10 protein-coding genes and 2 pseudogenes are annotated in these 11852 nt (G+C 30.3%); 10 read left to right on the forward strand and 2 right to left on the reverse strand.

The genetic code is table 11. From position 1 onward, the window contains the following. Window positions 1–261: 261 nt before the first annotated feature. The 8 genes and pseudogenes from aroF to Q0649_RS09305 all read left to right on the forward strand — a co-directional run bounded on the left by aroF (window position 262) and on the right by Q0649_RS09305 (window position 8096). Window positions 262–1275, forward strand: a complete 1014-nt coding sequence (gene aroF / locus Q0649_RS09270; RefSeq protein ID WP_298840632.1) for a 3-deoxy-7-phosphoheptulonate synthase — start codon at window positions 262–264, stop codon at window positions 1273–1275. A gap of 12 nt (window positions 1276–1287) precedes the next feature. Continuing rightward, window positions 1288–2148 carry a prephenate dehydrogenase gene (locus tag Q0649_RS09275; RefSeq protein ID WP_298840634.1) on the forward strand — a complete coding sequence of 287 codons (861 nt, stop codon included), beginning with the start codon at window positions 1288–1290 and terminating at the stop codon, window positions 2146–2148. Then, window positions 2141–3217, forward strand: coding sequence for a 3-dehydroquinate synthase (aroB, locus tag Q0649_RS09280; protein ID WP_298840636.1), 1077 nt, complete (start codon window positions 2141–2143; stop codon window positions 3215–3217). Before Q0649_RS09275 ends, aroB begins: the two co-directional genes overlap by 8 nt. A gap of 29 nt (window positions 3218–3246) precedes the next feature. Further along, window positions 3247–4539, forward strand: coding sequence for a 3-phosphoshikimate 1-carboxyvinyltransferase (gene aroA / locus Q0649_RS09285; protein ID WP_298840638.1), 1293 nt, complete (start codon window positions 3247–3249; stop codon window positions 4537–4539). Continuing rightward, a complete protein-coding gene (gene aroC, locus Q0649_RS09290; RefSeq protein WP_298840640.1) occupies window positions 4520–5590 on the forward strand; it encodes a chorismate synthase in 1071 nt (356 codons plus the stop codon). Before aroA ends, aroC begins: the two co-directional genes overlap by 20 nt. Window positions 5591–5601: 11 nt before the next feature. Further along, window positions 5602–6621: pseudogene (locus Q0649_RS09295) on the forward strand (chorismate mutase). A gap of 146 nt (window positions 6622–6767) precedes the next feature. Then, window positions 6768–7592: a shikimate dehydrogenase gene (gene aroE, locus Q0649_RS09300; protein WP_298840642.1), complete on the forward strand. Its 825-nt coding sequence runs from the start codon at window positions 6768–6770 to the stop codon at window positions 7590–7592. Window positions 7593–7595: 3 nt separating this feature from the next. Then, entirely contained in the window at window positions 7596–8096 is a 501-nt protein-coding gene (locus tag Q0649_RS09305; RefSeq protein ID WP_298840645.1) for a shikimate kinase, read from the forward strand. 109 nt (window positions 8097–8205) lie between these two features. Here the strand turns inward: Q0649_RS09305 and Q0649_RS09310 are convergent, their stop codons facing one another. Together Q0649_RS09310 and Q0649_RS09315 are read right to left on the reverse strand one after the other, a co-directional pair. After that, a complete protein-coding gene (locus Q0649_RS09310) occupies window positions 8206–9402 on the reverse strand; it encodes a pyridoxal phosphate-dependent aminotransferase (protein WP_298840648.1) in 1197 nt (398 codons plus the stop codon). Between the two features lie 32 nt (window positions 9403–9434). Further along, window positions 9435–9596, reverse strand: coding sequence for a hypothetical protein (locus Q0649_RS09315; RefSeq protein WP_298840651.1), 162 nt, complete (start codon window positions 9594–9596; stop codon window positions 9435–9437). A 290-nt stretch (window positions 9597–9886) separates the two neighbouring features. On the opposite strand from Q0649_RS09315, the gene miaB reads away from it, so the two are divergent. Then, entirely contained in the window at window positions 9887–11212 is a 1326-nt protein-coding gene (miaB, locus tag Q0649_RS09320) for a tRNA (N6-isopentenyl adenosine(37)-C2)-methylthiotransferase MiaB (RefSeq protein WP_298840654.1), read from the forward strand. 101 nt (window positions 11213–11313) lie between these two features. Next, window positions 11314–11852 (forward strand): annotated as a pseudogene (locus Q0649_RS09325) (DNA mismatch repair protein MutS); the annotation flags it as partial.

Below are 11852 nucleotides of genomic sequence, written 5' to 3' on the forward strand. Positions count from 1 at the left end.
TGGTTACTTTTTGTGCAAAAAAATATATATGATTTCTTTAAATAATGAGTTTAGGAATAAAACTATAATACCAGCATATGTTGAATTATAGAAAGAAAACTAAGTCTGTACGCAAGGAAGACTCATTATAGAGGTTCCTTCTTTTAAATAAGAAGGTTCCGTTATAAGGGGGCTTCCTTTTTTTTATAATTCTTTATAACAAATTTCAAATTAAATATATTTTTAAAGTAAGTTTTAAAAAACAATTTAGGAGGACTTTATATGGTAATCGTAATGAAAGCAAATGCAAAAGAGGATCAAATTTTAGCTATGAAGAAAAAATTAGAAGAATTAGGTTTCATGGTCCATGTTTCAAAAGGAGAAAGCCATTGTGTTTTAGGGCTTGTTGGTGATACAACCACAATAAACGAAAGTCAAATCGAGGCAGTGGAGTGTGTGGATAAGGTTATGAGAGTTCAAGCACCTTACAAAAGAGGTAACAGACTATTTCATCCAGATGATTCAATAATAAAGGTGGATGAACTAACAATTGGTGGAAAAGAACTTGCTATAATAGCTGGTCCTTGCGCTGTTGAAAGTGAAGAACAATTAATACATATTGCAAAAGATGTAAAAAGAGCTGGAGCTAATTTTTTAAGAGGGGGAGCTTACAAACCAAGAACTTCACCATATAGTTTTCAAGGAATGGAAGAAGAAGGATTAAAAATATTATTAGAGGCTAAAAAAATAACGGGACTTCCAATAGTAACTGAAGTTATGAGTGTTGAACTTGTTGATAAAATATCTCAATATGCTGATGTTTTACAAATTGGTGCTAGAAATATGCAAAATTTTGATCTTTTAAAGGAAGTAGGAAGATGTAATAAAACAATTTTATTAAAAAGAGGTATGAGTGCAACAATTGAAGAACTTCTTATGTCTGCTGAATACATAATGTCTGAGGGAAATGAAAAAGTAGTTTTATGTGAAAGAGGAATTAGAACATTTGAAACTTTTACAAGAAATACTTTAGATTTAAGTGCAATTCCTGTACTTAAGAAGCTTAGTCATTTACCAGTTATAGTAGATCCAAGTCATGCTGCTGGTAAATGGTGGTTAATAGAACCTCTTGCAAAAGCTGCTATAGCAGTAGGTGCAGATGGTCTTGAAATTGAAGTACACTATGATCCTGCTAATGCACTTAGTGATGGTCCTCAATCTTTAAAACCTGAAAAATTTGAAAATCTTATGAAGTCTATAAGAGTAATTGCAAAAACACAAAACAAAATAGTTTAAGAGGTGGTAAATTTGGATTGTACTGACTTTAATATTACAATTGTAGGCTTAGGACTTATAGGTGGCTCCTTTGCCATGGCATTAAGAAATTTAAATCCTAAAAATATTTGGGCCATTGACATTGATAAAGAAACTCTAAGAGTAGCGGAGAAAATGAATATCATTGATAAGGGATATTTAAGTCCAGAAATACCACTTAGTAATTCAGATATTGTGATACTTGCAGTTTATCCTCAAAAGACTATAAATTTTGTAAAAAACAATATGAATTTATTTAAAAGTGGAGCAGTTATTACAGATACCGCTGGAATTAAAAGTAATTTGATACATGAAATCATGCCTGTACTTAGAGGAGATTTAGATTTTATAGGTGGACACCCTATGGCGGGAAAAGAAGAATCAGGGCTTAAGGCCGCATCAAAGGATATGTTTAAAAATGCAAATTATATTATAACTCCAATTAATGGGAACAAAGAAGAAAACATAAATCTAGTAGGGACACTTGCTAAGGGTATGGGTTGCAAAAGAGTGGTTTATCTTACCCCTAAAGAACATGATGATATAATTTCTTATACAAGTCAGTTACCGCATATCATAGCTGTTTCTTTAATTGATTGTAATAATTTAATTAAAGGGACAGCTAAGTTCATTGGTGGAAGCTTTAGGGATACAACTAGAGTTGCTACTATAAATGGTGAATTATGGCCCGAATTACTCTTATACAATAAGGAAAATATAATTAGTAAGATAGAAGATTTCGAAAAAAATATAAAAGAAATAAAAATTGCAATAATAAATAATGATGCTGTTTTTCTAAAAAAAAGGTTTGAGGATGCAACAAAGAAGAGAGAGGAGATAGTTAAAGGTGCATAATATAGAAGTTAAAGCTTCCAGTGGAAGTTATCCAATATATATCGAAAATGGATTATTAAGTGAAATCGGGGTAGAAGTTAAAAAGATATATAAAGGAAGACGAATAGCTGTTGTTACAGATTCTAATGTTGACAAATTTTATGGGCAAAAGGTTATTAATTCATTAAAAGAATCAGGTTTCGAACCCTTTAAAATAGTGGTAAAAGCGGGAGAAGAAAGCAAGTCATTTGGAACTTTACTTGAGGTGTATGATAAACTTTTAGATTTTAAGATAAACAGAGGAGATATTATTATCGCATTAGGTGGAGGCGTTGTAGGTGATATGACTGGTTTTGCAGCCTCAACTTTCTTAAGGGGCATTTCACTTATACAAATCCCAACTACATTACTTGCACAGGTGGATAGCAGTGTAGGAGGAAAGGTTGCCGTAGATTTACCTCGTGGAAAGAATTTAGTGGGAAGCTTTTATATGCCTAAGGCAGTTTTTATTGATCCATTGCTACTTCAAACACTTAATGATAAGTATTTAAATGATGGTATGGGTGAAGTTATAAAATATGGAGCTATCAAAGATAATGATTTATTTAATACTCTAATGAAATATGAAAATAAACAAGCACTTTTGAGTGAAATAGATAAAATTATATATACTTGCTGCTCTATTAAAGCAAATATTGTTGAAATAGATGAGAAGGATACTGGCGAGAGAATGCTTTTGAATTTTGGTCATACCATTGGGCATGCAATTGAACAGTTTTTTAATTTTACCAAGTACTCTCATGGAGAGGCAGTAGCAATGGGTATGTATTCTATAACTAAGTTAGGAGAAGAATTAGGACTAACAAAGATTGGTACATCTATTGCTATAAAAGAGATTTTAATTAAGTATAATCTACCATGGGAGTTGCCTGAAATAAGAACTCAAGCTATAATTGAAACTATTAGTCATGATAAGAAAAACATTGGAGGGTCTATGAATTTAATATTAATAGACTCTATTGGAAATAGTTTTATTCAGAAAATTGATAAAACTAAAATAGAAAATTATCTTCGCAAAATCATAAAATAATTTATTATATTGAATTGAGGTGCTAAACAATGAAATTAGTTATAATAAAACCTTCTTATTTAAATGGAAAAGTTAAAATTCCACCTTCAAAATCACTATCTCATAGAGCAGTTATAGCTGCGGGACTCAGTAATGGAGAATGTTTTATTGATAATATTAGTATGTCTGAGGATATAATAGCCACCTGCGAAATAATGGAACAACTTGGAGTTGAAATCAAAAAATTACCTAGTAATCTTAAGGTATGTGGAAAAGGTAAACCGACATTTACACTTAGTGAAAATTTAAATAATGAATTACAATGTAATGAAAGTGGATCAACTTTAAGATTCTTAATTCCTATCGCAATGTTAACGGGAAAAAAAATAGTTTTTAATGGTAAATCTAAGTTAGTACAAAGAACTCTTAAGCCATATTATGATATATTTGATAAGCAGAATGTAAGTTACACTACAAATAATGGTAATCTGCCCTTAACGGTAGAAGGAAGGCTTAAACCTGGTATTTTTAAACTAAGGGGAGATGTAAGTTCTCAATTTATTACAGGTCTTATTTATTCACTTCCTTTACTCGCTGGTGATTCAATAATTAGAATTACTACTAAAATGGAATCTATAGGATATATTGATTTAACTCTAGATATTCTATCAAAATTCGGTATAAAAATAGAAAATAATAATTACAGAGAATTTAAGATAAGGGGTAATCAACATTATAATAGTATAGATTACAGAGTTGAAGGTGATTTTTCTCAAGCTGCATTTTATTTAGCAGCAGGAGTACTCGGTGGGGAAGTTAAATGTATGGATTTAAATATGGAATCGCTTCAAGGTGATCGAGTAATTGTAGATATAATTAAAAATATGGGTGGAAAGATTACTATTAAAGATGGTATTCTTAAAGCATCAAAATCAAATTTAAAAGGAACTATTGTTGATGCATCTCAATGTCCTGACCTTGTACCAATAGTTGCTGTTCTTGCAGCGTTAAGTGAAGGTACAACGGAGATAATTAATGCCGGTAGAGTTAGAATAAAAGAATCAGATAGGTTAAATGCTATGGCAACAGAGCTAAACAAAATTGGAGCAGATGTTATAGAGAAAGAAGATTCTCTTATTATTCATGGCAAGTCATATCTTCGTGGTGGTGTTGTAAGCAGCTGGAACGATCATAGGATAGCAATGGCACTGGCAATTGCTTCAATTAGATGTAGTGAGGAGCTTACAATTGAGGACAGTGGAGCAGTTAAAAAATCCTACCCAAATTTTTATGAAGATTTTAAGAGTCTAGGAGGGAAGATTAATGAGCGGACAATGGGGTAAAAAAGTTAAGTATTCTATATTTGGAGAATCTCATGGAAGAGGTATAGGAATAACTATTGATGGATTACCATCAGGTATTAAGCTTGATATAGATTTTATTAATAGTGAAATGCAAAGACGGGCGCCTGGACGAGATGATTTTTCAACTAAAAGAAAAGAAGGCGATAAAGTTGAAATTCTAAGCGGATATTTTAATGGTTATACCACAGGGACACCTCTTTGTGGTGTTATTTTTAACGAAAATCAAAATTCAAAAGATTATGATAAATTAAAAAGCTTAGCAAGACCAGGTCATGCAGATTTCACAGGAAAAATAAAATATTCAGGTTTTAATGATTACAGAGGTGGAGGTCATTTTTCTGGAAGAATTACAGCACCACTTGTTTTTGCGGGGGCGATAGCAAAACAAATACTTGCTCAAAATGATGTTGTAATAGGAAGTCATATTTTAAGTATTGGAAAAGTATCTGATAGTTATTTTGATGGTGTAAATATTACAAAACAGACATTAGTAGATGTTTTAAAAAAAGATTTTCCAGTAATTAATGATATAAAAGGTGAAGAAATGAAAAACGTTATATTAAAGGCGAAGGAAGAAACAGATTCAGTCGGAGGTATAATTGAAGCTACCATATTAAACCTTCCTTGCGGTCTTGGGGAACCATTCTTTGATTCTATAGAAAGCAATTTAGCACAATTATTATTTTCTGTGCCTGCAGTAAAGGGAGTAGAATTTGGAATGGGTTTTAATATAACAAAAATAAGAGGAAGTAAGTCAAACGATGTCCCATATATGGTAAATGGAGATGTACTTACTAAAACAAACAATAATGGTGGAATTAATGGAGGCATATCTAATGGAATGCCTATAATTTTTAGAGTTGCAATCAAGCCAACACCTTCAATTGCAAAAACACAAAATACTATTGATATGGCAGCAGGTGTAAATTCAGAAGTATCAATTAAAGGTAGGCATGACCCATGCATAGTTTTAAGAGCGTTACCAGTAATTGAAGCTTGCGCAGCAATGAGTATTTTAGATTTTATATAGGAGGTGTTTTGATGAGCAGTTTAGAGAAATTAAATATAGATGATTTGAGAAATCAAATTGATAAAATTGATGCAAGTCTTGTATCACTATTTGAAAAGCGTATGGAAACAGTTTTAAAAGTAGCGGAATATAAGAAGAAGAACGGTATTGCCATTTTAAATCAAACACGTGAAGACGCAGTTGTAAAAAAAAATTTAGACATTGTTAAAAATAAAGATTTAACTTCTGAAGTAGAAGAATTTTTCAAATCAGTCATGAAAATAAGTAGAGGGTTCCAAGATAGAACTTTAAATAAGACTCAAGTAGTTACGGATGCTAAAAATATGATTATTGGGTTTTATGGTGTTACAGGTTCATTTAGCGAGCAGGCATCAAAAGAATATTTTGGAGAAAATGTTACCACAAAAGAGATAAGTGAGTTTGAAGATATATTTTTAGAACTTAAATATGGAAAAATAAATTATGGGATTATTCCTATAGAAAATTCTTCTACTGGTGCAATATCTGAGGTTTATGACCTCCTTAATGAATATAATTTTTAAATAATAGGAGAAAAATATTTAAAAATAAATCAAAATTTAATGGGAATTAAAGGATCCAAATTAGATGATATCAAAGAAGTTTATTCCCATCCACAAGGACTTGAACAAAGTATGGAATTTTTAAAAGGGTATAAACAGTGGAAGTTGCTTCCTTATAAAAGTACTTCTAAAAGTGCGGAATTAGTTAAAAATAAAAACGATAAAACTCTAGCCGCGATAGCTAGCGATAAAGCAGCAGATATATATGGTCTTGAAATATTGCGAAAAAATGTAAATTCAAATGCAAATAATACGACTAGATTTGTTGTTATTGGAAAAGAAATGGAGTCAAATACAAAAGACAATAAAACAAGTTTAGTTTTATCAACTACCCATACTGCAGGTTCACTCTATAATGTTTTAAAGTATTTTGCAGAAAATAATATAAATCTTATGAAAATCGAATCTAGACCAATTAAAGATAAGCCATGGGAGTATTTTTTTACATAGATTTCCAGGGAAATATTAACGAAAATAAAATCATATATGTTATCGATTTAATCAAAAATAATAGTCGGTATTTCAAGATATTGGGTAATTATAGAAGCGAAATAATTAATATTTAATAATTATTTTTAAAGAAATGAGGGGAAGTTATGTCAGAGTTATATGGTCTGCTTGGAGAAAAACTAACACATAGTATTTCTCCACAAATACATTCAATGATCTTTAATAAATTAAGCATGAAGGGGTATTATCATTTGTTTGAAGTACAAAAAAAAGATCTTAAAGCAGTTATGGGTGGTTTTAATATTATTAAACCGATGGGGATTAATGTTACCATTCCTTATAAAATTAGCGTTATGAAATTTCTTGATGAGATAAGTTTCGAGGCTAAAGCAATAGGAGCTGTAAATACTATAAAGTTTGAAAACGGTAAAACTATTGGGTATAATACAGATTATTTTGGAATTGGAATGTTATTTAGTAAAAATGATATACAAGTAAAAAATAAAAATGCAACGATATTTGGTAATGGCGGGGTAGCAGTTACTATGGTGAATTACCTTCTAAACAATGGAATAAGTAAAATTACTGTAGTGACAAGAAATGTATCAAAGCTTAAGGAAAATAGTAGCTTTAATTCTTGCAGATTAATTTCTTATGATGAAATTAATGAGATTAAAGACAATGACATAGCGATAAACTGTACACCACTTGGAATGTATCCTAACTTAGATAATTCACCTATTGAAAAAAAATATATTGGTAAATTTACAAGTGCCGTTGATATGATCTATAATCCTAAAGAAACTTTATTTCTTAAGTATGCGAAAGCCGCTGGTTTAAAATCAGTTAATGGCTTATATATGCTTGTTGGTCAGGCAACCTGTGCTCAGGAAATATGGAATAATATTGAAATATCAAAGAATATTATTGATGAAATTTATGAAGAGTTAAGTAGAGGAGTAGAAAATTAGACGATGAAAAATATAGTTTTGATTGGAATGCCTGGTTGTGGTAAAAGTGAAATTGGGGAAATACTTGCAAAGAAAATACATATGAAATGTATAGATGTAGATGCTTTTATTGAATCTAGTACAAGTATCTCCATTACTGAAATATTTAAATATGGTGAGGATGAGTTTAGAAATATAGAATCAATTGCTGTTTGGAAATTATCAAAAAAGCATAATGTAGTTATTTCAACTGGTGGTGGGGTAATTAAAAGGTATGAAAATATTATAAACCTAAAAAAAAATGGTGTAATTATTTATATCAACCGTCCAATTGAAAATATAGTAATTGATATCAATATTGCCAGTCGTCCTTTACTTGCAAAGGACCCCGGTAGAATATCTAAGTTGTTTGAGGAGAGAGGTCCATTGTATAAAAAATATTGTGATCATGAGGTAATGAATATTAGTGTAATTGATGATGTAGTAAAAAATATTATACAAATATATAAGAGAATTAGTAAATAAAAAAGTAGATTTCTTATAATGGTACTTATAAGAATGGTTATCAAAAATGACTCCTGTATATAATACAGAAGTCATTTCTTTGCTTTTTAATATTATTTTTATATTTTAATTATTTGTTTAATTTAACGTATTTTTTGATTGCTATACCCAAAATTTCCATTGCATCTTTTAAAGCAGTAGTATTTAAGCAATATGATAATCTAATTTCGTTTACTCCAAGCCCCTTCGTCGCATAGAAACCTTGTGCAGGTGCAACCATAATGGTCTTACTATTATAATTAAAATCTGTTAATAGCCATTTAGCAAAATCTTCAGCACTTTTTATAGGAAGCTTGGCCACTATATAAAATGCTCCAGCTGGTTTCTCACAAACAATACCTGGTATTTTTAATAAATATTTATATAAGATATTTCTTCTTTCTTCGTACTCTTTTTTTACCTCTATAAAATATGATTTAGGAGTATTAATCAAGTTAGCAGCAGCTACTTGCTCTATAACTGGAACACAAAGTCTAGATTGACCTAACTTAAGCATCTGAGCCATAAGATATTCGTTTTTTGATGCAACTAAACCAATTCTAGCACCACAAGCACTATAACGCTTAGATATACTATCAATCAGTATTACTTTATCTTCAATATCTTTCATGTATAAAGCGGAAGTATATTTTAGATCATCATAAACAAATTCTCTATATACTTCATCAGAAATTAAGAATATATCATTTTCTTTAACAATATCTGCAAGCATTCTTACTTCTTCATGAGTATATACTACCCCCGTAGGATTTCCAGGATTTGATACCATTATTGCTCTAGTTTTCTTTGTAATCCTACTTGTAATCTCTTCTTTGCTAGGCAAATGAAAACCCTCTTCAGCTTTGGTTATAAATGGAACAACTTTAACTGAAGCTAAATCGGCAAGCCCATTGTAATTTGTATAAAATGGTTCTGGAATTATAATTTCGTCACCTGGGTCACAAATAGCCATGAAAGCGAAAAGAATAGCTTCAGAACCACCATTAGTTACTAGTATTTCACTTTTAGACAGTTCTATATTCCACTCTAAATAATACTTAATAAAGCTTTCAATTAATTGATCCATTCCTTGAGAATTTTCATACCTAAGAACTTTGTCTTTGAAGTTATTGATTCCTTCCATAAATGTAGAAGGAGTGTGTATATCAGGTTGACCTATGTTAAGATGATATACACTAACTCCTCTTTTTTTTGCCTCTTCGGCATAAGGTGCTAGTTTACGAATTGTTGAAAATTGCATTGATTCCAGTCTATTAGATAAGTTCATAATAATATTTCCCCCCAACCCAAATTTAAAAACTAACTAAACTCTTTTACAATAATTTCTACAGGTGAAGAGTCTACTTTTATATCTACCATATTATTATTATGAGTACACATTGAAAAATAACTTCTATCTCCTATACAATTACATTGTAGTTGCCTATCTCTAATATTCTCTTCTTTTTTTGCATCATACATAATAAATCACTCCTTTTAAGTAGGTTATCCTAAAAGTAGAAATTTATTAAAAAAAGAAACTCAAGTATTAGAGAGATTTATATAATAAAAAACACACTACGATATGTAGATTATTTGGTATATTATAACACACAATCATCAATTAATATTATATTCTGATTTATTCATAAATTTAAATTATAATAAATTTTTTATTAATTATATTCAATTAGCAAAAATGACTTTAAAAAAGCTTATAAATTATATATAATGATAGATAGTGATATTTTTTTATAAAGGAGAATGAACTAATGAATGAAACTATTAAATACTATATAGAAACATGGGGCTGCCAAATGAATGAGGAAGATTCAGAGAAATTATCCGGCATGCTAATACCACAGGGATATAAAAAAACGTTAGATAAAGGTTCGGCTGATATAATTATCTTTAATACTTGTTGTGTTAGGGAGAACGCAGAACAAAAGGTTGATGGGAATATTGGAGCTTTAAAAACAATGAAAAAAGAGAACCCAAAACTTATAATTGCTGTTATTGGATGTATGATGCAGCAAGAAGGTATGGCAAAACATATAATTACTAAATTTCCATTTGTAGATATTATTATTGGGACACATAATGCATATAAATTTCCTGAGTATTTAAAAAGAATACAAAACGGAGAATCATCTATAGTTGAAATTTGGGACAAAGAAGAAAATATCATAGAAGGAATCCCAATAGAAAGGGAAAATACTTTAAAAGGTTTTGTTACTATTATGTATGGTTGCAACAATTTTTGTACTTATTGTATAGTACCTTATGTAAGAGGTCGTGAGCGTAGTCGAAATCCAGAAGATATTATTAATGAAATAACAGATATGGTTGGACAAGGTTATAAAGAAATAACTTTACTTGGTCAAAACGTTAACTCTTATGGGAAGGGACTAACACCTGAAATAAATTTTGCTGAGTTACTTCGTAAAATTAATAAAATTGAAAATCTTGAGAGATTAAGATTTATGACATCTCATCCAAAAGATTTATCTAATGAAGTAATAGAAGTTATTGCAGAGAGTGATAAGATTTGTGAACACGTTCATTTACCAGTGCAATCAGGTTCATCTAATCTTTTAAATAAAATGAATAGACATTATGATAGAGAGCAATATTTGGAGTTAGTAAAAAACATTAGAAATACAATACCTAATGTAGGAATAACTACTGATATAATCGTTGGATTTCCAGGAGAAACTGAGGAAGATTTTGCAGAGACCCTAAGTCTAATGGAAGAGGTTAAATTTAATTTAGCATTTACATACCTCTATTCTAAAAGAAAAGGAACTCCAGCAGATGAAATGCTAGAACAAGTACCAGAGGATGTTAAACATGAGAGGTTTAATAGATTAGTAGAAGTTGTTAATAGAAATTGTGCAGAAAAAAACAAAGCATGTGTAGGGAAAATTGTAGAGGTACTAGTCGAGGGTTATAGTAAAAAAGATGCAAGTAAATTAACTGGGAGAACTAGAAATGGTAAAGTAGTTAACTTTGAGGGAAATGGTAATGTTGCCGGAGATCTTGTATCAGTTTTAATAACAGATTCACATTCTTTTTCACTTTTTGGTGAAGAAATATAAATTACAGCAACTAATTTAAGTTCTGCAATTATTTATGAAGCATACATTTATGTGCGTAAGTCAATTTATATAATTGCAGAGGAAAACAAAGGGGAATGGCAATGGCATTAACTCCAATGATGATACAATATTTTGAGGTAAAAGAAACATGCAAGGACTGCATTTTATTTTTTAGATTAGGTGATTTTTATGAAATGTTTTTTGATGATGCAGAGCTTGCAGCAAAAGAACTCGAGCTCGTGCTTACAGGACGTGACTGTGGACTTGAAAAAAGAGCACCTATGTGTGGAATACCACATCATGCAGCAAACATCTATGTAGGAAGGCTTATTGCAAAAGGGTATAAGGTTGCTATATGTGAACAAGTTGAAGACCCCGCACTGGCTAAGGGCATCGTTAAAAGAGAAATCATTAAAATAATTACTCCAGGAACTTATACAGATTCAGGCTTTTTAGAAGAAACTAAGAATAATTATATTATGAGCATATACATTAATAATGATACCATGTTTTGCGGATTATGTTTTTGTGACGTATCAACTGGTGAATTCACTTGCACTGAAACAAAACTTAACATTGTTACCATATTAGATGAAATTTCAAAGTTTACACCAAAAGAAATTATTGTCTCAGAAGATAT

Source organism: uncultured Clostridium sp. (assembly GCF_937920395.1).
Lineage (GTDB): Bacteria > Bacillota > Clostridia > Clostridiales > Clostridiaceae > Clostridium_AD.

Bases quoted from the DNA above. Each gene is read 5' to 3' on its own strand.
- aroF (WP_298840632.1), top strand. From the start codon at position 262: ATGGTAATCGTAATGAAAGCAAATGCAAAAGAGGATCAAATTTTAGCT.
- aroA (WP_298840638.1), top strand. From the start codon at position 3,247: ATGAAATTAGTTATAATAAAACCTTCTTATTTAAATGGAAAAGTTAAA.
- aroC (WP_298840640.1), top strand. From the start codon at position 4,520: ATGAGCGGACAATGGGGTAAAAAAGTTAAGTATTCTATATTTGGAGAA.
- aroE (WP_298840642.1), top strand. From the start codon at position 6,768: ATGTCAGAGTTATATGGTCTGCTTGGAGAAAAACTAACACATAGTATT.
- Q0649_RS09305 (WP_298840645.1), top strand. From the start codon at position 7,596: ATGAAAAATATAGTTTTGATTGGAATGCCTGGTTGTGGTAAAAGTGAA.
- Q0649_RS09310 (WP_298840648.1), bottom strand. From the start codon at position 9,402: ATGAACTTATCTAATAGACTGGAATCAATGCAATTTTCAACAATTCGT.
- Q0649_RS09315 (WP_298840651.1), bottom strand. From the start codon at position 9,596: ATGTATGATGCAAAAAAAGAAGAGAATATTAGAGATAGGCAACTACAA.
- miaB (WP_298840654.1), top strand. From the start codon at position 9,887: ATGAATGAAACTATTAAATACTATATAGAAACATGGGGCTGCCAAATG.